At 40.4% G+C, this 22067-nt stretch carries 23 protein-coding genes; all 23 read right to left on the bottom strand.

Annotated features, from left to right (window positions below; translation table 11 throughout):
• Positions 1–16: 16 nt before the first annotated feature.
• Positions 17–895, bottom strand: a complete 879-nt coding sequence (locus G631_RS0100495; RefSeq protein WP_051196677.1) for a respiratory chain complex I subunit 1 family protein — start codon at positions 893–895, stop codon at positions 17–19.
• Positions 892–2817: an NADH-quinone oxidoreductase subunit 5 family protein gene (locus tag G631_RS0100490; protein WP_026487748.1), complete on the bottom strand. Its 1926-nt coding sequence runs from the start codon at positions 2815–2817 to the stop codon at positions 892–894. Before G631_RS0100490 ends, G631_RS0100495 begins: the two co-directional genes overlap by 4 nt.
• Before the next feature lie 39 nt (positions 2818–2856).
• Complete coding sequence (locus G631_RS0100485; protein ID WP_026487747.1) at positions 2857–3165, bottom strand: metal-sensing transcriptional repressor; 309 nt, start codon at positions 3163–3165, stop codon at positions 2857–2859.
• A 100-nt stretch (positions 3166–3265) separates the two neighbouring features.
• On the bottom strand, positions 3266–3709 hold the full coding sequence (locus G631_RS0100480; protein WP_026487746.1) for a MarR family winged helix-turn-helix transcriptional regulator: 444 nt from the start codon (positions 3707–3709) through the stop codon (positions 3266–3268).
• A 73-nt stretch (positions 3710–3782) separates the two neighbouring features.
• On the bottom strand, positions 3783–6206 hold the full coding sequence (locus G631_RS0100475; protein ID WP_242829037.1) for an HAD-IC family P-type ATPase: 2424 nt from the start codon (positions 6204–6206) through the stop codon (positions 3783–3785).
• A gap of 2 nt (positions 6207–6208) precedes the next feature.
• A complete protein-coding gene (gene minE, locus G631_RS0100470) occupies positions 6209–6490 on the bottom strand; it encodes a cell division topological specificity factor MinE (protein ID WP_026487744.1) in 282 nt (93 codons plus the stop codon).
• Between the two features lie 16 nt (positions 6491–6506).
• Entirely contained in the window at positions 6507–7286 is a 780-nt protein-coding gene (gene minD / locus G631_RS0100465) for a septum site-determining protein MinD (RefSeq protein ID WP_026487743.1), read from the bottom strand.
• A 16-nt stretch (positions 7287–7302) separates the two neighbouring features.
• Positions 7303–8046 carry a septum site-determining protein MinC gene (locus tag G631_RS17540; protein ID WP_051196675.1) on the bottom strand — a complete coding sequence of 248 codons (744 nt, stop codon included), beginning with the start codon at positions 8044–8046 and terminating at the stop codon, positions 7303–7305.
• A 119-nt stretch (positions 8047–8165) separates the two neighbouring features.
• On the bottom strand, positions 8166–9119 hold the full coding sequence (tsf, locus tag G631_RS0100455) for a translation elongation factor Ts (protein ID WP_026487742.1): 954 nt from the start codon (positions 9117–9119) through the stop codon (positions 8166–8168).
• 107 nt (positions 9120–9226) lie between these two features.
• Positions 9227–9979, bottom strand: coding sequence for a 30S ribosomal protein S2 (gene rpsB, locus G631_RS0100450; protein WP_026487741.1), 753 nt, complete (start codon positions 9977–9979; stop codon positions 9227–9229).
• Between the two features lie 293 nt (positions 9980–10272).
• Positions 10273–11061 (bottom strand): hypothetical protein, encoded by a 789-nt coding sequence (locus G631_RS19775; protein ID WP_051196673.1) that lies wholly within the window; start codon positions 11059–11061, stop codon positions 10273–10275.
• Between the two features lie 35 nt (positions 11062–11096).
• Positions 11097–12137: a DUF6115 domain-containing protein gene (locus tag G631_RS0100440; protein ID WP_026487740.1), complete on the bottom strand. Its 1041-nt coding sequence runs from the start codon at positions 12135–12137 to the stop codon at positions 11097–11099.
• A 50-nt stretch (positions 12138–12187) separates the two neighbouring features.
• Positions 12188–12580 carry a hypothetical protein gene (locus G631_RS0100435; protein ID WP_026487739.1) on the bottom strand — a complete coding sequence of 131 codons (393 nt, stop codon included), beginning with the start codon at positions 12578–12580 and terminating at the stop codon, positions 12188–12190.
• Positions 12581–12609: 29 nt separating this feature from the next.
• Positions 12610–14187 carry a DUF342 domain-containing protein gene (locus tag G631_RS0100430; RefSeq protein ID WP_026487738.1) on the bottom strand — a complete coding sequence of 526 codons (1578 nt, stop codon included), beginning with the start codon at positions 14185–14187 and terminating at the stop codon, positions 12610–12612.
• Between the two features lie 5 nt (positions 14188–14192).
• Complete coding sequence (locus tag G631_RS0100425) at positions 14193–14966, bottom strand: FliA/WhiG family RNA polymerase sigma factor (protein ID WP_026487737.1); 774 nt, start codon at positions 14964–14966, stop codon at positions 14193–14195.
• Positions 14967–14994: 28 nt separating this feature from the next.
• Positions 14995–15348, bottom strand: coding sequence for a hypothetical protein (locus tag G631_RS0100420; RefSeq protein WP_026487736.1), 354 nt, complete (start codon positions 15346–15348; stop codon positions 14995–14997).
• Complete coding sequence (locus G631_RS0100415; RefSeq protein WP_026487735.1) at positions 15345–15830, bottom strand: chemotaxis protein CheD; 486 nt, start codon at positions 15828–15830, stop codon at positions 15345–15347. Before G631_RS0100415 ends, G631_RS0100420 begins: the two co-directional genes overlap by 4 nt.
• Before the next feature lie 15 nt (positions 15831–15845).
• Entirely contained in the window at positions 15846–16478 is a 633-nt protein-coding gene (locus G631_RS0100410; protein ID WP_026487734.1) for a chemotaxis protein CheC, read from the bottom strand.
• Between the two features lie 14 nt (positions 16479–16492).
• Positions 16493–16987 carry a chemotaxis protein CheW gene (locus G631_RS17530; RefSeq protein ID WP_035789074.1) on the bottom strand — a complete coding sequence of 165 codons (495 nt, stop codon included), beginning with the start codon at positions 16985–16987 and terminating at the stop codon, positions 16493–16495.
• A 43-nt stretch (positions 16988–17030) separates the two neighbouring features.
• Complete coding sequence (locus tag G631_RS0100400) at positions 17031–19166, bottom strand: chemotaxis protein CheA (protein WP_026487733.1); 2136 nt, start codon at positions 19164–19166, stop codon at positions 17031–17033.
• 141 nt (positions 19167–19307) lie between these two features.
• Positions 19308–20378, bottom strand: a complete 1071-nt coding sequence (locus G631_RS0100395; protein ID WP_051196671.1) for a protein-glutamate methylesterase/protein-glutamine glutaminase — start codon at positions 20376–20378, stop codon at positions 19308–19310.
• A 2-nt stretch (positions 20379–20380) separates the two neighbouring features.
• Positions 20381–21103: a flagellar brake protein gene (locus G631_RS0100390; RefSeq protein ID WP_026487731.1), complete on the bottom strand. Its 723-nt coding sequence runs from the start codon at positions 21101–21103 to the stop codon at positions 20381–20383.
• 32 nt (positions 21104–21135) lie between these two features.
• Positions 21136–22062 (bottom strand): MinD/ParA family protein, encoded by a 927-nt coding sequence (locus G631_RS17525; RefSeq protein ID WP_035789073.1) that lies wholly within the window; start codon positions 22060–22062, stop codon positions 21136–21138.
• Positions 22063–22067 lie beyond the last annotated feature (5 nt).

The following is a 22067-nucleotide window of genomic DNA, read 5'->3' as shown; positions in this document are numbered from 1 at the left end:
CCCTTCATTTATTAGCTTAAAACATCTTCAGTACGTTAAGAATCAGCAGATTAGTTCCTGCAAATACTAAGATAACACTCCATGTAACAATTAACATTGTCTTGTACTTAACACGTGGAAACAGATTATCAATAAGTGTTTCAAGGAAAAATACAACAGCACATGCAATAATTGCCCAAACAACACTGATTGGATTCTCAGTGATAAAGAACATTCCAACAATACCCATCATCAGAACTACATCATACCACTCTGCTATCTCAACAAGTGCCAGGTTACGACCTGACAGATCAGTAGTAAGACCCTTTACCATCTCCTGATGCATATGATGTGAAGTACTAAGGTCAAATGGTGACTTACGAAGTTTGATAATAAGGATAAATACAAATCCAATAAAGAAACCAGGAATCTGTGCGATTGCTGGAACCTTTGCATGGATAAGATCATCGACCATGAAACTTCCATTTGCATAGTAGAAACCAATTGCTACTAAAAGAGTCATTGGCTCATAACACATCATCTGTAAAAGCTCACGCTGTGCGCCCATGATACTGTAAGGTCCATTTGTAGAAAATGCTGCAAGAACAAGCATAACCTCAGACATTGAAAGCGCAAAAAATACAAGGAGCATATCTCCGCCTGCAAAGAACAGCGCGCCTGTAAATACAGTAAATATAAGGTATACAGTTACAAACAGAACCTGAATGCTGTTAACAACAGTAGTCTGCTTGTGAAGGAGCTTGTTAACATCATAAAATGGCTGAATAAGTGGAGGACCTACTCTTCCCTGCATACGTGCAGAAAAGACTCTGTCCATACCGGATAATAATCCTCCTACAACCGGTGCCAGGATTATATAAAGTAAAGCCTTCAAAATCATTTCTAGTGTAATCATAAAGCACCTCCAACAACCACAATAAGCATAACCAGAACAAGTACTGTTGAAATCCAGATGCAAGGCCAGAGTAGTTTCTTTTCACCAAAGAAGTCCTCCATATACCAGTTAGACATATAAAGAGCTCTCTCTCTGCCAAAAGAGTCAATGTAATGTCTGTCATCACCAGCATTAACACCAGATACATAAGACATAGTCATCTTGGAGTTCTTACCAATTGATAAGAATCTTGCTCCGACTGGAATCAGGAAGATCATGATTACCATGATCATCATGATAATGACATCGCCTCTTCCAATAACATCAGGTATATTGTCGTTAAATGCTTCATTAAGGATTGGCTGTACCATATGACCAGACATCCATGGGAATGCAAAGCACATGATAACGATCATTGCTGTAAGAGGGAAAATTGATACCATTTCACTCTTAGGTGTAATATCCTCAAGCTCGAATGACTGATGGATTACTGTACAAATCTTGCCAAGCCATTTTGCCCAGTAGAAAAGAGTTGATCCTGAACCAAAAACAAGGAAAAGGACAAGCCATACTGAGCCTGAATCTACGAAAGACTTAAGAGCAGCCCACTTAGAAACAAGCATACCAAATGGAGCCATGAACATGCCACAGATACCAATGATCATGATAAAAGCAAGTCTTGGAAGCTTGATGATAAGTCCGTGCATATCCTCGATATCACGGCTGTGCATACAGTTCTCGATATCACCAACAGTCTGGAACAGAAGTGACTTGGAAACAGCATGGAATAATACAAGCATTACAGCAGCCCAGACACCCTCTCTTGTACCAGTGCCAGCACAGGCTGTAATAAGTCCAAGGTTTGAAATTGTTGAATAAGCAAGTACCTTCTTGCCATCGCTTACAGTAATTGCTAAAAGAGATGCGGCAAAGAAAGTAAATCCACCTATAACAGTGATCATAATACCTGTAAGAGTATTCTCCATAACAGGTGAAAGTCTGATCAGCATGTAAACGCCAATCTTAACCATTGTAGCTGAGTGAAGAAGTGCACTTGAAGGTGTTGGTGCAACCATGGCACCAAGAAGCCATCTTGAAAATGGGAACTGTGCACTCTTTGTAAGAGCAGCAAAAGCAAACAATGTAACAGGAATGATTATAAGCTCAGAAGATACAGCGCTTGTAACCTGGCTCAGATTAGAAATACCAAGAGCCATATTGCAGTACATAAGACCTGCTGCAAAGCCGCATCCACCAAGAAGGTTCATCCAAAGAGCTCTAAAGGAATTATCAACAGCCTCCTGAGTTCTTGTATAACCAATCATAAGGAATGAACATACACTAGTGATCTCCCAGAAGAAATAAATCCAGGAAAGTGAATCAGATGAAATCAGACCAAACATTGCTCCAAGGAACACAAACATAAGAGCAAGGAAATAGTTAGAGCGGTCCTTGACATCTGTGTGATGGTGGTGATAGTCCTTCATATAGCCAGAAGCATAGATACAGATAAGAATACCAACAACACCAACAATAAGATACATAACAGCCGCAAAGGTATCAATACGTAAATGAGTATTACCCTCTACTGCCTTACCTGTAAGATCCATCCAGAGAACTGGAATTGTACCAGCAAATGAAATAAGTATTGCATAGTACTTCTTGTACTTGATACTAAGGAAACATACAAGACACATCAGGAATACTTCTCCTGCCATAACCAAATGATCAGGGATTTGTGTCTCCTCCAAGTACATAAACTGAGATGTATCACCGGACATTAGTACATTTACAGCAGCATAAATAGCCACACCCATAATTGCAAAGCCGCCTACAATAATTGTAAAGCTTCTAACTGGTGTAGCTTCCTTCTGAATGAAAATCAACGCTGCCATCAAGAAAGGAAAAAAGATCAGAAAATTAACTAAATTAGGAATTGCCAAGATGTTACGCCCCTTTCAAAACATTTTTTTCATGATACCTCATGAATTTTTCATAAATTTGTCGATAGCCTCATTTAATTCAATGATAGCTTCCTCATCCCCATCCTCAACTGCGTGAACAATGCAGTGACTAATATGTTCCTTGAGTATCTCCTTCCCTGTATTGTTGATCGCAGAGCGAACTGCAGACAATTGTATTAGAACCTCAGCGCAGTCCCTGTCATCCTCAACCATTTTCTTAACAGATTCAAGATGTCCGATAGCCTTGGATAGTCTGTTAGAAATGGCCTTAGTATGCTCAGAATCATGATGATGGTGATGGTGGTGATCATGGGTATGAGAACTCATAAAAAACCTCCATACAAATAAAAAGTGCGTTTTAGCTAAGTAAAACGCACACAAAGCCGCTATTTATTGTATTCCCTTGTTAAGAAAAAATCAATAATGATTATCTTACATTTCCAATAATCTTATATAAAAGAGAGTACAGTAATTCAGCATCCTTTGAAGTTAAGCTCACGCAACTTCCTATTTTACTAGGAATATTAAGAGCTTTTTCCTTGAGTTTCTCACCTTCAGGAGTAATTGTGACAACTAGATTTCTCTCATCCTCATTAGATCTTACTCTGCTGATGTAGCCCTTAGACTCAAGCTTCTTAAGAACAGGTGTAAGTGTTCCTGAATCAAGATACAGACACTCACCTAAAGTTTTTACATTGACGCTCTTCTTCTCCCAAAGAACCATCATGGTAATGTATTGGGTATAAGTCAGATCGATCTCATCAAGATATGGTTTATACTTTCTGATGATTTCCTTTGAACAAGCATACAGAGGAAAGCAAATCTGGTTCTCCAGTTTAAGTGATGCATATTTGTCTTCTTTTTTATCCATAACAATCTCCCTGATAAATAATTGAATGCTATTTAATTATATCACAAGCCATAATATAATTCACATTTAATTTTTAAATTTTATCGGAAATTAAGGCTTTTTTCTGTATTTTTTTCTCAATACTGGTAAAAATTTTAGTAAGGTAACGCATAAATGGTTCTGTTGCTATAGCAAACAAAACAAAAAGCATAATACACTCAACTGAAACATAACTGATTGAAAACAGATCATGGAAGAAAAATGCTCCCGCCATCATCCCGATAATACATCCTAAAAGAACCTTTACCCTATATGCATTAAATGGAGCCGAAATATTGGCAAGAATAATAAATCCTACAATTGCCAAAAGAAATGTTGATGCAACAGATATATCCTCCGGATTAACACCAAAAGTATTTCCAAACACAACAAGGGCAGCTATTGCAAAAAAGTCCGTCAAAGCCGCCGGCATCGCCTTTAATAATACCTTTACAAGGAAATGACCTTGTATCCTTTTGTTATTGGGCTCCATAGCCAGGAAAAATCCTGGAATTCCAATATTCACAAGGCTCACCATAGTGATCTGTGAAGGTTGAAGCGGATAAGTAAGTACACTGATTATAGAAAACAGTGCAAGTAGCAGTGAAAAAATATTCTTAACAAGGAACAGTGTTGCTGTTCGCTCTATATTATTTATATTTCTCCTGCCCTCTGAAACAATCCCTCTCATTCTGGAAAAATCGCTATCCAAAAGTACAACCTGTGCTGCCTGGATTGCAGCATCAGACCCGGCTGCCATAGCTATAGAGCAGTCGGCATCCTTCATGGCAAGAATATCATTGACGCCATCACCAGTCATGGCAACTGTTCTGCCTTTTTTCTTGAGAGCATTTATTATCTTCTGCTTCTGCTCAGGAGATACCCTTCCAAAGACAGCTGTATTCTCTACAAGTCCTGGAATATCCTCGTCCAGCATTTTGCTGGCATCAACATACCTGTCAGCATTTTCAATCCCTGCATTTTTGGCAACTTCAGAAACAGTAAGCGGGCTGTCACCAGAAATAACCTTAACCTCTACTCCCTGCTTTCTAAAAAATTCAAATGTCTCTTTTGCATTTTCCCTGATAGGATTTTGCAGCAAAACAAAAGCTATTGGAATATTTAGTGCCCCATCAAGACTCGTCTGTGGAACAGGAAGCGAAACAGGCCCATTGACTGGATCCAAAACCGTAGTCCCATCAGCTCCTCCATAGTACCTTGCAAAGCAAAGTACTCTAAGTCCCTTCTGGGCAAAAGAGTTTATCCTATCGCTATAGCTCTCATACAAGCCTCCTAGCACAAATTCAGGAGCTCCAAGAACATAGGTTGAATCCTCAAACTGAACAGAACTATATTTATACCTGGACGAAAAAGCATGAAAACTAATGCATGTCCTTCCTGTGGCAGATTTAAAATAATCCTCAAGGGCATGCATTGTAATATTATCATCAGGAACGCATCCTATATAATCTGAAATAAGCGTATTTACAGCCTGAATCTTGCCTTCAGAATCATCTATATCCGGATCAGCAAGAACAGCATCTGCTACAAGCATGCTATTATCTGTAATAGTACCTGTCTTGTCAACGCATATAGTATCTACCCTAGCAAGAGTCTCAATGCTGCGCATATCATGAAGCATTACCTTGTCCTTGGCAAGCCTAATGGTGCTAAGACCAAGCGTAATACTAAGAAGAAGATATAATCCCTCTGGGATCATACCAATAAGAGCCGCAACAACAGAAGGTACTGTTTCAGCAAAAGAATTTCCCTGAATGTAAAAACTCTGTATAAAAAGAGCTATTCCAATAGGAATAATGGCAATACCCGCTGCTATTACTATCCTGTTAATAGACTTGACCATATCAGACTGGTCAGAAGCAGGCATCTTCTTGGCTCTTAGCATGAGCTGTGATATATATGAGTCAGCTCCCACCTTGGTTAATCTTGCAAGACATTTTCCAGAAACCACAAAGCTTCCAGACATGAGTTCAGATCCTTCCCCCTTAATGATCTCATCTGCCTCGCCTGTCAAAAGAGCCTCATTGACAGCAATTTCACCTTCAACCACAACTGCATCTGCGCAGATCTGGCTTCCAGCAGTCAAAACTACTACATCTCCAAGGACAAGCTTGTCTATAGAAACAATATCCTCGGAGCCATCTCTTATAGCAGTGGCTGTAGACTGATTCAAAACGTTTAAACGATCCAATACCTTTTTAGCTTTAAGCTCCTGTGCTATACCTATAAGAGAATTACAGATAATAACTGGTAAAAAAGTAAGCGAATTAAAGGCACCAGAAACTATCAGCAGAATAGCCATTATAAGGAAGATTAAGTTGAAATATGTAAAAACATTTTCCTTAATGATATCTGCTGTAGTCTTGGCGGTATTATCTACCTGAGTATTACCATACCCCTGGGCATGGAGTTCTTTTGCCTTTGCTGTCGAAAGTCCAACGTTTATCTCTTCGTACATATTCATTTCTTCATGTTATGATTCATATTCTTGATAGGGATGTTAGCATAAAGAGCTGGCACAGTCTTGCCATCATTTTCCTCTGTATCCATCTGGGTAAAGTTAATATCAATACCCTCCATATCAATCTCAGCGTATTTAGAAAGTACCTCTATGATATCGCTTCTGATTCTCTGCATTATTTCAGGGGAACATGTGGCACGATCTGAAACAAGTACAAGCTTAAGTCTGTCTTTCGCAACATCACTTGAAGATTTCTTTTTGAAAAAATCTGATAGTTTCATTAGTCCCTCCCCCTAATTATTTCTTCTTAAACCAAGAGAAAATTCCTTTCTTAGCATCAAGATCTAAAAATGGAACCTGTTCACCTATTACTCTGCGACAAATATTCATATATGCCTGTCCAGCAAGTGAATTATCGCCAACTAAAGGCTCACCGTTATTAGTAGCAACAACAATGTTCTCGTCATCAGGAACCTGGCCGATCAGATCGATTGCAAGGATATCGATTACATCCTCTGCAGACATCATATCCCCTCTCTTGACCATATCTGGACGAAGTCTGTTGACAATAAGGGCGGTCTGCTTGATCTCATTGGCTTCAAGAAGGCCAATGATCCTGTCTGCATCACGTACAGCAGAAACCTCAGGTGTTGTAACAACAAGTGCTCTATCAGCACCAGCAATGGCATTCTTAAATCCCTGCTCGATTCCAGCCGGGCAATCCAAGATTATATAGTCATATTCCTGCTTGAGTTCTTCTGTAAGTTTCTTCATCTGCTCAGGAGTAACGCTTGTCTTATCCTTGGTCTGAGCAGCAGGTAAAAGAAATAATGAATCATATTTCTTATCCCTGATAAGAGCCTGCTTGAGTTTGCAGTTTCCCTCAATTACATCAACAAGATTATATACAATCCTGTTCTCAAGCCCCATGACAACATCAAGGTTACGAAGTCCTATATCTGTGTCAATAAGTACAACTTTCTTGTTAAGTTTGGCAAGGCCTGTACCAAGGTTAGCAGTTGTAGTAGTCTTACCTACACCGCCCTTACCAGATGTTATTACGATAACTTCTCCCATATTATCCTCCAATAATTTACTTACTAAACTGTCTAAGGAACGAAGGTCCATAAGAGGTCTTAACAATATGACCATTCTCTATGTAAGCAACCTCCGGCTCATTCTCATCAGTTTTTAGTCTCTTTTTCTTGAATTTGAGCTTAGGCCCTTTCTCGGCATCAGGTGAAATAGCAATAGCATCCGCAATCCTGACCTGAAGAGGGTTGAGTTTAAGAGCCATTACTATGGCGCCATGATCTCCGCCAGCTCCAGCAAAAGCATTGCCTCTTAGCTCACCAAGGATAAAAATACTACCATATGAAGTAACACTTGCGCCTGGCTTGACATCGCCAAGTATCACCACATTTTGCTTGCAGGAAACATCCTGACCAGAACGAAGATTACCTACTAAAACCTGCGCATTATTATCGCTGCCTGAAGGTACATCTGTGGACTTAACTTCTACAGGAACAACATCTTCGTCAGCTTTATCCTGATGGCTCTTCATAGTGAATAGTCTCTCTGTCTCAGATTCCTCATCAATTATGCAAGTAATCGTCAGCTGAGTATTATCTGCAATTATCTGCATAACTTCCTGTTCCTCTTCTTCAGAAAGATTTCTCCCTCTAACGATAAGTCCCATCTTGTTCTTGCCAAGGAATGAAGATGCCTCAATAAAGTGGCTCTTAATTTCCCCGCGAAGATCTGAAAATGCCACGTCAGGATCGAGTACTAGAATTATCCCCGATTTAGTGCCTTTAATAGTTACAGAACTGTTCAAAACTTAATACTCCCAACAAAATCTTCTAAAAAATCGTACCTTATTAGTATACAACAAAATCCTAATAAGAAAAGAGCTCCGGAAAGATTTCCGAAGCTCCGTAAAAATCTAATTATAAATTAGTTAAGACCAGCTGCCTGCTTAGCAACTTCCTCAGCGAAGTTCTCGTTCTTCTTCTCTATACCTTCACCAGTCTCGAAACGTACAAATCTCTTGATTGAAAGGTTAGCATTGTTAGCCTTACCAACCTGTGCAAGGTACTGTCCAACTGACTGCTTGCCATCCTCAGCCTTTACATAAACCTGATCGTTAAGGCAGATTTCCTTGAACTCCTTGTTAAGACGTCCAATAAGCATCTTCTCGATGATCTCCTGAGGCTTTCTCTTGCCTTCTGGAAGCTCCTCGTTCTCCTTCATAGCCTGTGCAAGAAGGATCTCCTTCTCGTGATTTCTGTACTCCTCTGAAATTTCATCAGAAGAAACAAATTTAGGATTAAGAGCTGCAACCTGCATAGCTACGTTCTTAACAGCTTCTTTGATTTCATCGTTAACAACATCTGTAGCAGCCTCAACGATAACAGAAATTCTTCCGCCACCATGTACATAAGGAACTACAATACCATTCTCTGCAACAACCTTCTCAAATCTTCTGATAGAAATCTTCTCAGAGATAACTGCTGTGATCTCTACAAGTGCATCATTTACTGTCTGAGCCTCGTTCTGGTTCCACTTCTCAGCCATGAATGAATCCATGTCCTTAGAATCAGAATTAACTGCCTGTGTAGCAACTGCCTCAACAAATGCCTGGAACTTTTCGTTCTGAGCAACGAAGTCAGTCTCTGAGTTAACCTCAACAACTGCTGCTGTCTTGTCGTCCTTTGTAGCTACTCTTGTAAGACCCTCAGCTGCGATTCTGCTAGCCTTCTTCTCAGCCTTCATAATACCATTTTTTCTAAGATACTCAACGGCTGCATCCATATCTCCGTTAGTCTCTGTAAGAGCCTTCTTGCACTCCATCATACCTGCGCCAGTTGACTCACGTAACTCTTTAACCATTGCTGCTGTGATAGCCATTTTGTTTTCCTCCGTATATTTGATTGTATAAAAATCATGAGACAAGACTCAGAATCACAAAGGATTCTGAGTTTCGGCATCCGCCATCACTTGTCTCATTAAAAAAATTACTCGTTAACTTCCTCAGTCTCTGCCTCAGCATCCTCTGCAACATAGTCAGCTGCAGCGTCAGACTCAGCACCCTGATTAGCCTCGATTACAGCATCTGCCATCTTACCAACGATAAGCTTAACAGCTCTGATAGCATCATCGTTACCAGGAATGATGAAATCAAGCTCTTCAGGATCACAGTTTGTATCACCGATACCGATAAGTGTGATTCCAAGAGACTCAGCTTCCTGAATGCAGATTCTCTCCTTCTTAGGGTCTACTACGAAAATAGCGTCAGGGATTCTCTTCATATCTCTGATTCCGCCAAGATTAGCCTGAAGCTTAGCAAGCTCTTTCTTGAGCTGAGCAACTTCCTTCTTAGGAAGAACATCAAATGTTCCATCTTCCTGCATCTTCTCGATAGCTTTCATTCTAGCGATTCTGCTCTGGATTGTCTTGAAGTTTGTAAGCATTCCGCCGAGCCATCTCTCGTTTACATAGTACATACCGCAACGCTCTGCCTCAGTCTTAACTGCGTCCTGAGCCTGCTTCTTAGTACCTACGAAAAGGATTGTTCCACCCTGCTGTGCAATCTCGAATACTGCCTTGTAAGCCTCATCAACCTTAACAACTGACTTCTGAAGATCGATAATGTGGATTCCATTTCTCTCTGTGAAGATGTAAGGAGCCATTTTAGGGTTCCATCTTCTTGTCTGGTGACCAAAGTGTACACCTGCCTCAAGTAACTGCTTCATTGATACAACGCTCATGTTATTACCTCCATTTGGTTTAATCTTCCGCACATCCCTGGTCAGGTGGTTCGCAGAAAGCGTCATCTCTGCGCCTGGCTCTCTGGCTGATCAGTTATAACTGACACCGGCTAGAGAATTAGATATGCGTGTATAATATTGTTACTGCCATTAGCAGTCTGTAATTATGGGCATAACTATCCCACAAATCAACAGCTTTCTAATATTAGCATAGCATTTATCAGATTTCAACACTTTTTTGAGAATTTAAAACGAAAAAAAGAGATAGAAACACCATTATCATGTTCTATCTCTTATCCCTTACATATTATTCTGGCTATATCTTCATAAGAAGAACCTGCAGGAATGGTCTTAACTCCAGACCTGATGACCCGGTCCATCTTTCTTTCTATCAGGTAAGTATTAAAACTGGCAGCATTATCAATAACTCCTTCTTTATAAAGAATCTGCGCCACCTGATCAGATCCAAGTCCTCCCGGAATAGTAACTGTCTTGGTAGTAGAAGTTGTACTTCCAAGAACAGAACTTGTTTCTGTTTGGGTACTTGTCGTCAATTCTGCAGCTGCGGAAACTGTCTCTTCATTTTTTTCCTGTGAAATACCTGCAGTAGCATTATTGGAAGATTCAACTGCGGTATCAGAATTAGTAGAAGTCTCACTGGAAGTTTCTTTTGTAGATTCAGTTTCTGTTTTTCCCTTTTCTGATTCCTTACTGCTATCCTTTTTTTCATCTTTAGCCACTTCCGAAAGTGGTTTACTTGCACCAGCGACCCCTTGGTTGATTTCTTCAGAAATTTCTTCTCCTTCTTTATCCAATGACGTAACGGATGCAGATGAATCATCTGTGATTTCCTCACTTTCGACAGTAGCTTCAGAGTTAAAACTACTGCTAGTTTTGATTTCCTGTTCAGCTTCAGATGACTGGCTCAAAACGCCGCCATCCACCATTCCAAGAGCCTTGGCTCTTTCTATAACCTCGGCATCACTAATGGTAGCTTTCCTGCCACCAAGAGCAAAGCCCATAACAATCGCAGTAAGTATTATGCCTATACCCATTCCGCGAAGATAGTACTTTAGTTTCATACGTTTCTGTCCTTAATTGTAATGTAGTAAAAAAATCATTTAACTTTCCTGTGTTTATTGGAAAGATCAATAACAAGCTTAACTTCTCCAATTCCAAGCCCCAGCTCTCTTGCTATTACCATATTGGATTTGCCGGCTTTGTGCATTTCAATTATGCGTCTGTTCTGAGAAATAGGGTCATTAGCAGTTAATTCCTGCATATTTCTGTCAGGATTATCTATTCTGTCTGTTATTGGAACCACCTTGGAATTTTCAGGCTTATGGCCGATAACCCTAAGCTTTTTAACCTCTTCTTCAGGTATGACCTCAGCAGCGATGTCATGAAGTTCCTTTATATCCTTTTCAGAAACATATCCGCTTTCTATGGATGTATCATAATCCTCTTCATCATTGACAGGTCTGGCAGATATTTTTTCAACCTCATTATCTCCATGATCTTTAATGTCTTCGCTGTCATTATCTTTTTTGTCTGAGTCTTTCTCCTTATAAGGAATTCTGATACCACTAAGTTTATCTTCATCCTCATCAAGAAGGATTGCTCTTACATTTTTTTCTGGTTTATTCAAAGAATTAGTAAGATTTGTACTAGCTTCCTGAGCCATAGAAACAGAAGCCTTAGCATCTCTTGCAGCATCTTCGGCATCACGAACAGTAGCCTCAGCGTCTCTTACAGCTTGCTTGGCTTCATCTGTCTTTTTGGCAACCTCAGATACAACATTAGTAAGGTTCTTGTGCTTGTCATTTAGCATATCGTACATAAACATGACTTCATCATGATTCTTGTGAATGTCATTTATGACAGTATCCGAATATTCGTTTATTGCGGAAAGTTTCTCATTAGATATGCGCTCCATAGCGCGCTCTGTACGATCAAGAGAATTATCTACGGTGTTATCCACCATGTTTTCGATGGTTTCCTTCTGATCCTCAACTTCACGACGAACAAGCTCACGAATCTCCCTCTCCATGAGCATTTTGTCCTCCTCGTCCATCTCTTTTCCAGCTGGTAGAAGGTACCCTAATATGATAGCTGCAAATCCTGCAACTATGAGAACAATCTCAGTAATGCTAATCATCTCCGCCCAATCCCCTAAGTAAAATCAATTACTATTATACCGTAAACATATCAAATCTTCAAATCAAAACCTGACGAAATACCAAAATCTACAGGCTTGCCATTCCGGTCAAGAACATGGCCTGCAATCTTCTCCATTTTGTCGGCAGACAGCTGTTTTTCAAGGATAGGATTCTTATCTTTACCCTCTTTGGATCCGCGTCTATTCCTGCCACCATCGCCCATGTACTCGTTGCTACCCTTGTCCTCGGCGTCTGAATGAAGTTCCCCCGAACTTACATTTTCTTTTTCGGTAACCTGGCTTCTCTGATTGTCTACTTCCTGATTAAACTGAGCCTGGAAATTGCGCTGATCCATCAAAGGCCGCGCATCTTCCGCCGCCTTGATAGTCCCCACTTCACTTGTGGCCGCCATCACGCCAAAATCAATATGGTTAATTGACATGGCACCCACCTCCTTCCAAGCTTATTTTATCATATTGGAGCCAGTCTTACATCACCTTCTTTTATAATAAATCGGCTATATTGGACTGGTTTTTTAACAATCATTGATAATTCTCCAATATTTACAATAGTACCTGGATATGCAGTTCCTTCTACGATTACATCAGCCTCCTTTTGCTCAGCAAGCTTTTCCATTAGTTCCTGATATTCTGTAGAATCATCCTGAATCTTCTGAGTCAGAGTTTTATTAAGTCCAATAAGTTTTTGAACGTTAGCAACCTGATCTGGTGTAAATTTTGCTCCTGCTTTTAGCATCTTGGAAAAGCCTTCAACAGTTGGCTTTATTCCCTCAAGAGTCTTTTGAGCCTCTGCCATACCTTTTTGAAGTTCTTTGAGTCTTAGCTTAAGCTGCGGATCAGCGCCAACTTCAATTACTGTGTTTGCTCCCATTTCAGATCCCAGGATCTTGGCCTGAATCCTATCAGCAGCACAAACCTTGCCTCCTGCAATAAAACCTCTTTTACCTGTAACATTTATCTCTGTTCCTGAAGTTACTGTAGAATGAAGGATACATTCACTTGATATACCGCCCTTTGCTGTCACGGTGGCATTTTCTATAAACTTGGCTACAACATTCCCATCGGCAGTGATCTTGCCACCCGCCTTAACACCACACTCTAATATAACGTCAGCGCCGGAAATTATAGTTGCATCCTCAACTATACCTTTTACAACAACGTTTCCGCCAGCCTTTATAGAGAAATTGGAGGCAACAACTCCTTTTACTTCTACGCTTCCCTCCGCATCTATGTTTCCAGTAGAAACATCGACGTTTGCCAGGACAAGTACATCTGAAACTGTTACCTTGCCTTCTTTTATAGTAACATGGCCTGCCTTTGCTGCTGTAAGTGTCATTTTATCTTCGGAAAGAACTGTATTTTTTCCAAACTTGATGTAAGTAGACTTTACATTGGCAGGTTTTATATTTTCACCAAGAGTATTTATGCCAGGTTCTCCGGGGACTTCCGGATGAAGGGTTGCAAGGAGCTGTCCCTCCTGGACATTATGGATAAGATCAAGGTTAAAATAGTCAACACTTCCATCTTCTTTTACAGTTGGCTTTGGTCGTTTATTAACGCTAAAATGATATTCCACCTTGGCATTAGTTCCCTGCTTGACCGGTTTTCCCTCGGCGACAACAATCTCTGTGCAATACTGTCTGTGTTCAAAGAACTCATGGATATTTTCTGTTTGTACACCATAAACGATTTTTCTGTAGGCAAGCGTATCCAGGATTTCTTTTTCTGTGAGCAATTCTGCTCCCTCTGTAGGAGGATAAAAAACAGCTGTGACAGTCATCCTATCCTTGGAAGATTCAATCCTGCAGTATTCTCTTTCGGGCAATATTTTAGCTTCCGTAAAAACAACCACAGTCTCATCCTGATTTGTCACAGCTTCGTTTATCTTAACAACGTCATATTGAATTTTCTTGTCATCCAGATAGTCCCTGACCATATTTACATCCAAAGGAGTTCCGTCACCTGTAGGCTTGTAAACCTTGATTCCTGTTCCTTCTTCAGTAACAACAAGCTGAAAATATCCGTTCATATAAGCTACCTCGAATTTGTTAGTATGCCTAAATAATCGCCAAGCTTCTCACGCATTTTTTGAAGAGCCTTAGTGTGGAGCTGAGATACTCTGGACTCAGACACTTCCAGAACTTCACTTATTTCTTTCAACGTCAGTTCTTCGTAGTAATACAATAAAATAACCTTCTTTTCTTTATCAGTAAGAGACTCAAGGGACTGAGCCAGCATTTTCTTAAGTTCCTCTTTTTCTATTGCCTCTTCAGGTTTAACAAAGCCAGAGCCCCTGTTATTAGAATCTTCAGGAATGTCTGCTCCCTGATCCATGAACTCATTTAAAGATACAACGCCTGTAACCTTCATCTGGTTCTGCCAGTTAGCATATTCATCTTCGGAAATTTCCATTTTTGCAGCTATTTCAGCATCAGTAGCTACATGGCCTCCATCTCTCTCGATTTCCCGGATAGCAGCCTCTATCTTTTTCTGTCTCTGCCTGATGGTCCTTGGTATCCAGTCCATCTTGCGGATCTGGTCTAAAATGGCACCTCTAATACGAAGGCTTGCGTAAGTCTCAAACTTAACATCCTTCATAAGATCAAACTTATCGATTGCATCAATAAGTCCAAAGATACCATAACCAACAAGATCGTCGTACTCAACATTAAAGCCAAGATACATACTAAGTCTGCCAGCTACAAGTTTAACAAGTGGAGCATACTCAAGTATCAGCTTTTCTCGAATATCTGCTGATTTAGTATTATGATATTCTTCCCATAATTTACTTCTTTCTGCTTCATCCATTAGTCATGTCCCCAAGTCATATATTTTTTTAGAATTCAGGCGGAACATAATTCTCATCATCAACTCTGATATTATCAGAATTAACGTCTACGCCTTCAGCTTCCATTGCAGCCCGAGCTTCATCCTCTAGTCTTCGGGCTTCTTCTAATTCTGCCATTTGTTTTTCGTAGTTTATATCAACGAACTTTGTTATCATCTTTTCAACGATGAGGCCTATAACAAGAAATATAACTACGCTCATACAAACAATAACAAACCAATCCCCCACTGGATAGCGCTTAAAGTAAGCATAGATTGCAATGATAGCAGTACAACTAAGCACTATCAGTGGTGTGATCAGTTTAGTGTTAGGTTTTTTAATTTCTTCAGTGTCGGTATTCATATGATTTTTTCAGGCTTTCCTACAGCTCTGATTACAAAATTACCATTTTCTGGATAAAATATGACCGTTCTTCCATACGAATCGCCAGTGTCCTGGGCCAGAACAGGAATATTCATTTCTTTAAGTTTCTTTAAAGTAGCCTGAACATTTCTGTCTCCAACTCTCATAGTGTTGTTATTAGTCTGGAACGCGAACATCTGCGCTCCTCCGGCAATCTTGGCAACAAGCCTTGATCTGCTGGCGCCTTTAGCAACTATTTGCTTTATCAGTTCTTCTATACCTGTATCAGCAAACTTCGGAATATTGGAGTTATTCTTTATCTCAGTGGAATCTGGCAGCATTATATGCGCTAGGCCCCCAATCTTAGTGACGGGGTCACGAACAGCAATACCAACACAAGAGCCAAGGCCCAGCGTAGTAATGCCATCGGGGCTTACACAAATATTCAGATCAGCCATACCAACCTTAATTATTTGACTCATATTTGCCCCTTCGCTTTATAAAGAAACATCGCCTAATCCAAGTGATGAAAGAATCTTTTTATAACCATCCATATCCGGCAGCAGGATAAAATAGCCACTAAGCTTAAGTTCATCAAAGAACTGGGTCTCGATCAGAAGAATATTATCTCCCATCATTCCAAACTGAATAGCAGGAACAGAAAGGATCGCACCAGCCATATCAATTGCTACAAAAGGAATTGACGGAACAAGCTTAAGATTGGTCATCATGGAAAGGGAATTCAGGTATGATCCGGTAATAATATTTCCTACCTCTTTAAGGGCAGAAAGCTCAACTTCGTCAAACTCAGCCTCCTCTGGCTTTGGTCCCGTTCCCATAAGTTTATCAACAAGATGTCTGGCTGCATTTTTGTTTAAAAGGAACATGATACTTCCATCAATATCCCCCTCAACAGCCAGGTAAATGCCAGCCATTATCTGTTCTGCACCGCCCATCATATCCCCGACATCCTTAAAATCAAGAAGTCTTACCTGGGGAACTGACATATCAACCTTAGTTCCAATCATCTGTGCCAGAGCTGTCGTCGCATTCCCTGCACCAATGTTACCCAGCTCTTTTAGTACGTCAAAGTACTGGTTGGATAACTGGTCTAAACTCATATCACCCATTTATAATCCTCCGATCAACTTGCGGTTGTAGCTGCCTCTTTTGCCTGCCTCTCTGAAACAACAGCTTCAAGATCAAGAATAGAAACAAGACCACCTTCATAGTGTCCAACACCACTTACAAATGAAGCATTTGTCTTATCCTTCTTGTCGTCATAACGCATCTTCTCAACGTTATTAGAATCAAGCGTCAGAACCTGATTAACCTGGTCAACAATAATTCCTACAAGATCACCGCCTTCTGTCTTTAAGATAATGATCCTGGACTTATTTGTGATCTCGTCCTCGGCAAGTCCCATTTTCATCCTGACGCTCATTACAGGAACAATCTCGCCTCGAATATTGATCACGCCCTTAAGATAATCATCAACCTTAGGTACACGAGTGATCTGCTGCATTCTTACAATATTGTCAATGAATTTGATATTGATACCATACTGCTCATCATCAATTTTGATTACAATGTACTGAATAAGTTCGCCTACATCAGCACCTTCTCTAAGTTCATTCATTTGCTCTTCTTCCTTTCTAAAAGTTAACGGTCTTTAGTAACTATCAGAAAATTGAGTTAGTATCAAGGATAAGTGCTATCTCACCATCACCAAGAATAGTAGCACCGCTGATAAGCTTACATTTATTTGTGTACTTACCAAGAGGCTTGATAACGATTTCCTGCTGTCCCATAAGTTCATCGATAACAAGGCCAGCAAGCTGATCGCCCTTTCTTGCAATAACAACAACCATGTCCTCATCAGGTGCTTTGGTTGAATCTGTATCAAGAACTTCATTTAATCTTATAAGAGGAAGAACGCTACCACGAAGATTGATAACTTCTTTATTCTCTACAAACTTAATATCTGAAGGTGAAACATCCTCAATACTCTGAATAGAATCAAGAGGAATAGCATATTTTTCTTCGCCAATAATAACCATCAGTGCCTGGATGATAGCAAGAGTAAGAGGAAGTCTGATAATCCAGGTTGATCCTTCACCAAGTTTTGTCTTAACTGTTACTTCACCAGAAAGAGACTCAACCTTGGACTTAACTACATCAAGACCTACACCTCTACCAGAAATTTCTGAAACCTGCTTGGCAGTTGAGAATCCAGGGTGGAACAATAGCTCTACACACTGTTTTTCTGTCAAAAGAGCTGCCTGTTCAGGAGAAACAACCCCCTTCTCAATGGCTTTATTCTTGACAGCTTCTGCGTCTATACCATTACCATCATCGCCAACCTCAATAACAACGCTGTTACCATCCTGGAAGGCATGAAGGAAAATCTGTCCAACTTCAGGTTTACCACGCTGAGCACGAAGATCAGCTGACTCAATACCATGGTCTGCACTATTTCTGATAAGGTGCATCAAAGGATCACCAATCTCATCAACCACAGTACGGTCCATTTCAGTATCTTCACCAGTCATGGTGAGTTCCATCTTCTTGTTAAGAGTCTTGTTAAGATCTCTTATCATACGTGGGAATTTCTGAAGTACACTCTCAATAGGAACCATTCTTACCTTCATAACTGATTCATGAAGATTTGTAGTTACACTCTCGAGGTACTCAATCTGCTCATTTACATTGCTGACACCGGAGGTATTAGCTGCGGAAATAAGCGAGTTTTTAGCGATGATAAGCTCGGAAACAAGGTTCATGAGAACATCAAGCTTTTCTATATCTACACGGACTGTTCTGTTAACAACTGGCTTACCAACAGCCTTCTTGTTGCCAGCGGCTCCACCGCCTGCCGCTGCTGCAGGTGCAGGAGTATTTGCAGCTGGTGCTGCAGGTGCTGCAGGAGTTGCTGCCGCTGCTGTTTCAGCTGCAGGTGCTGCCTCATCTTTTTCTTCTGCAGGCTTAGCGCCGCTTGGATCAAACTCACCACATTCGCAGCCATCAACTTCAGAAACAGCCTTAACAATCTCTTCAACCTTTTCCTTAGATTCATCTGTTATAAGGATAAGACTGAATGAGAATTCAAATTTTTCATCTTCAATATCTTGTGTATTAGGCTCAGAACAAGCAATCTCTCCGATTTCTTCCAGGCCTTTGAAAACAAGGAAGCCACGAGCAGCCTTAAGAATACAGGATTCCTGAATGTGAACTGTCACACCATAAATTTTCTTACCCTGTGATTTAGCTTCCTCTAAAGTAGATTTTACTGATGGATCAAGACGAATTGCCCTATAGTCTGTTGTGCCGTCAGCACCAGGTGCAGGGCCATCCGCAGATGCAGGCGCAGCTTCATTAGCAGGAGCTGCAGCAGGTGCAGGAGCAGCAGCTGCATCGCCAGCAGGTGCTCCGCCGCCACCATTTCTGATGTCTGCAAGAGATTTAATGATATCCTGATGTTCTTCAGTACCCTCGTCCTGATTCTCTGTAATACTGTCAACATATGCCTGAATAGCATCAAGACACTGTAACAGAACGTCGATATCAGCAGACTTGATCTTAATCTTGCCCGCACGAACATCTGAGAATACATCCTCCATGTCATGAGTAAGATTCTGCATTCTGGTATAGCCCATGGTTCCAGCCATACCCTTCATAGAATGGGCTGATCTGAAGATTTCATTGATACAATCTTCATTTTCAGGATCCTGCTCAAGAATCATGATGTTGTCATTGAGAGATTGAAGATGCTCTTTAGCTTCATCAAGAAAGACACTTAGATACTGGGAAACATCCATAACCTATTTACCTCCATAAGAAAAGTGATAGTATTCAAAAGTAAACGGTATATCGCATACTCCTGAATTTATTATCGGCTTTTGAATGGAGGAATAAAAGAAAATAAGCATTAAAGAATAATTAAAAAGTAATGAAATACCTCAATTCACGCCGACATGCATTATTATTTCCTGGGCAACGTTCTCAAGTTTTACAACCTGATCCACAAGTCCAGCTGTAGCAACTGCCTTAGGCATCCCGTATACGGTGCAGGTACTTTCGTCCTGCCCGATCACAAATACTTTTTTCTTACCCTTTAAATTCTTTATTCCCTCGGTTCCGTCAGCTCCCATTCCTGTCAGAACAACGCAGCATATTTCATCGTAATCCGAATCCATAAGAGATTCGTACATAAAGTTGGCACAAGGTCTTACGCCTTCTCTTGTAGGGCCATCCATGTAATGGATAGTACTCTTTGAACCACTTTTAATTACATGCATATGCTTGCCGCCCCTGGATATATAGACTGTTCCCGGAGCAAGTACATCGCCTTCCGCAGCTTCTTTAACTTTCACCTCCGAAAGAGAATCAAGCCTCTCTGCAAGCGAAGCTGTAAAGCCCTCTGGCATGTGTTGTACCAGGACAACAGGGGTCTTTAGATTTTTAGGTAGTTTAGGAATAACAGATTGAAGCGCTCTTGGTCCACCGGTAGAACTTGCGATTGCAACTATTCTGTTACCCGTTATCTTGCTGGCTGATTTGCTGACTAGCTCCACAACCTTTTTGGTTTCCTTGGCTTCCACCATTGAGAAAGCCTTGGCAGGTGCGGGAGCTTTTGACTCAGCAACAGCTGCAAGAGTATTGATAAACTGCTGTGTAAAGTTTTCGCCTCTACATTCAGAAGCCCTGTCAGGCTTATGAACAAAATCGAGAGCTCCAAGATCAAGACAGTCCATGGTTACCTTGGCACCTTCTCTTGTGTCGGTGCTAGCCATCATGATCTTTGCTTTGATCTTTAACTTCTGAACTTCCTTGAGCATCGTAATTCCGTCCATTCTAGGCATATTAATGTCTAGAACAACCGCATCATACGTATTCTTTTTTAGAAATTCCAGTCCCTCAAGTCCGTCCTTAGCCTTATCAACTACCTGAAATCTAGGATCTGAGTTAATAATATCACTGAGAACGGTTCTCATGAGTGCAGAGTCATCAATTAATAAAATTTTTCTCATAATTAAGTTTGCTTCTTTCTTATTTTTCGTTCTTCCTCGAAGATAAAATGAATAATATCTTCTCTGGAAGACTCATCAATAACTATGTATTGGATACGATGTTCAAAGAGTCCTGGTCTACTCTCCAGCTCATTAACCTTTAAGACATTACATATCATTTCGTACTCTTTATCGTTGACATTTCCAGGTAATCGATAAGCGCAATAGATTGTATTGCCCTCCTCATATCTGAAATTAGCCACAAATCTAAGCCCGCCTCCACTTATATCAACAACTACGCTCTTTTGAAGGGACTCACCCGGGTCTACCAAATATTTTCTGTTCATCTCATAAGCTTCAAGTTCCTCCTTGGTACAGAGTCTTGATTTAAGCTCAAGAGCACAACTAAATCTGTAATATTCGCGCCTCTGAAGCTTTGAAAGTTCGCTCGTAAGATCAAGGACCAGAATATACATATTGTCGCTTCTGTATCTGTCTACAATCCTTGAAAAGCACTGGAATAAACCTTTTTGGCTGTAAAAACAAAGGCTATATTCTCCATCCACCGGAAGAAGTACAAGTCGCCCTTTTTCATATGGCATCAATACCTCTATACGGTCATCTGAAGTAACATCCATAACCTTGCTCATATATATTTGTTTTGTCCTGGCATCATCATCCATCCATATTTTGCCAGTTGCCTTAAGTTCCACCCTGTTGCCGGGAGAAATATAATCTGCCAACATACTTTTTTAGTCTCCATTCTTAGGATATAAAATTAAGCTGGTAAATTTGGTGTAGTATTTAAATTCTGAGGTGTAGCACTTAGTTTCCTGCTGTTTATGATGTGTGAAAAGAAAGCAGCCATTCCTCGTTGCTTAACCTCAGCAGTATATCCCGGATTCATAAGCTTACCTGCTATAGTCTCAAAAGCCTTAACGGATTTAGCGTTTGGATAAGCAAGTGATACAGGACTCTGCTGCATAACACCTCTTGCAAGCATCTGATCCTGCGGGATAGCTCCCATATATGTCAAAGGAAGTTTCAAATACCTGGCTACAACAGCATTTAACTTATTAAAAAGCTGTTGTCCCTCTTCTTCTGACGAAACTCTATTTGATACCACTTTTACCTTCGTATCCTCTCTTGAAAATCTCGGGCTCTGATTAAGAGCCTTTAAAAGAGAATATGAATCCGTTATAGAAGTTGGCTCAGGAGTTGTCACTAAAATAACCTCTCCACTTGCCACTAAAAACTCCATTACTGCATCTGAAATACCAGCTCCCGTATCAATTATAATCACATCTGCGATAGCATCAAGTTCTGCCAGATTAACTATAATATAAACAAGATAATCCCGGCTTAAATTATACATTCCTGAAATTCCCGAACCGCCAGAAATAAAACCAACGCCCTCAGGTCCCCAGGTAATGATCTCTTTTATGTTCTTGCCCTGATATATCAGATCGCATAGATTATGCTTGGGAACTGTTCCAAACATGATTTCTATATTAGCAAGGCCAAAATCCGCATCGAGAATTATCACTCTTTTACCCATCTTGCGAAACTGGATTGCAAGATTTATGGCCACATTAGACTTTCCAACACCGCCTTTTCCACTAGTCACAGTAATGATCCTGGCTAGCGGTCTTTGAGGCTTATTGGTATTTTTAATAATATTTCTAAGCTGCGTAGCCTGGTCCATAATAT

Source organism: Butyrivibrio sp. XBB1001 (assembly GCF_000424505.1).
Lineage (GTDB): Bacteria > Bacillota > Clostridia > Lachnospirales > Lachnospiraceae > Butyrivibrio.
This window is presented reverse-complemented; position numbering and strand designations above follow the sequence as displayed.

Bases quoted from the DNA above. Each gene is read 5' to 3' on its own strand.
- G631_RS0100495 (WP_051196677.1), bottom strand. From the start codon at position 895: ATGATTACACTAGAAATGATTTTGAAGGCTTTACTTTATATAATCCTG.
- G631_RS0100485 (WP_026487747.1), bottom strand. From the start codon at position 3,165: ATGAGTTCTCATACCCATGATCACCACCATCACCATCATCATGATTCT.
- G631_RS0100480 (WP_026487746.1), bottom strand. From the start codon at position 3,709: ATGGATAAAAAAGAAGACAAATATGCATCACTTAAACTGGAGAACCAG.
- G631_RS0100475 (WP_242829037.1), bottom strand. From the start codon at position 6,206: ATGTACGAAGAGATAAACGTTGGACTTTCGACAGCAAAGGCAAAAGAA.
- minE (WP_026487744.1), bottom strand. From the start codon at position 6,490: ATGAAACTATCAGATTTTTTCAAAAAGAAATCTTCAAGTGATGTTGCG.
- minD (WP_026487743.1), bottom strand. From the start codon at position 7,286: ATGGGAGAAGTTATCGTAATAACATCTGGTAAGGGCGGTGTAGGTAAG.
- tsf (WP_026487742.1), bottom strand. From the start codon at position 9,119: ATGGCTATCACAGCAGCAATGGTTAAAGAGTTACGTGAGTCAACTGGC.
- rpsB (WP_026487741.1), bottom strand. From the start codon at position 9,979: ATGAGCGTTGTATCAATGAAGCAGTTACTTGAGGCAGGTGTACACTTT.
- G631_RS19775 (WP_051196673.1), bottom strand. From the start codon at position 11,061: ATGAAACTAAAGTACTATCTTCGCGGAATGGGTATAGGCATAATACTT.
- G631_RS0100440 (WP_026487740.1), bottom strand. From the start codon at position 12,137: ATGATTAGCATTACTGAGATTGTTCTCATAGTTGCAGGATTTGCAGCT.
- G631_RS0100435 (WP_026487739.1), bottom strand. From the start codon at position 12,580: ATGTCAATTAACCATATTGATTTTGGCGTGATGGCGGCCACAAGTGAA.
- G631_RS0100430 (WP_026487738.1), bottom strand. From the start codon at position 14,187: ATGAACGGATATTTTCAGCTTGTTGTTACTGAAGAAGGAACAGGAATC.
- G631_RS0100425 (WP_026487737.1), bottom strand. From the start codon at position 14,966: ATGGATGAAGCAGAAAGAAGTAAATTATGGGAAGAATATCATAATACT.
- G631_RS0100420 (WP_026487736.1), bottom strand. From the start codon at position 15,348: ATGAATACCGACACTGAAGAAATTAAAAAACCTAACACTAAACTGATC.
- G631_RS0100415 (WP_026487735.1), bottom strand. From the start codon at position 15,830: ATGAGTCAAATAATTAAGGTTGGTATGGCTGATCTGAATATTTGTGTA.
- G631_RS0100410 (WP_026487734.1), bottom strand. From the start codon at position 16,478: ATGGGTGATATGAGTTTAGACCAGTTATCCAACCAGTACTTTGACGTA.
- G631_RS17530 (WP_035789074.1), bottom strand. From the start codon at position 16,987: ATGAATGAACTTAGAGAAGGTGCTGATGTAGGCGAACTTATTCAGTAC.
- G631_RS0100400 (WP_026487733.1), bottom strand. From the start codon at position 19,166: ATGGATGTTTCCCAGTATCTAAGTGTCTTTCTTGATGAAGCTAAAGAG.
- G631_RS0100395 (WP_051196671.1), bottom strand. From the start codon at position 20,378: ATGAGAAAAATTTTATTAATTGATGACTCTGCACTCATGAGAACCGTT.
- G631_RS0100390 (WP_026487731.1), bottom strand. From the start codon at position 21,103: ATGTTGGCAGATTATATTTCTCCCGGCAACAGGGTGGAACTTAAGGCA.
- G631_RS17525 (WP_035789073.1), bottom strand. From the start codon at position 22,062: ATGGACCAGGCTACGCAGCTTAGAAATATTATTAAAAATACCAATAAG.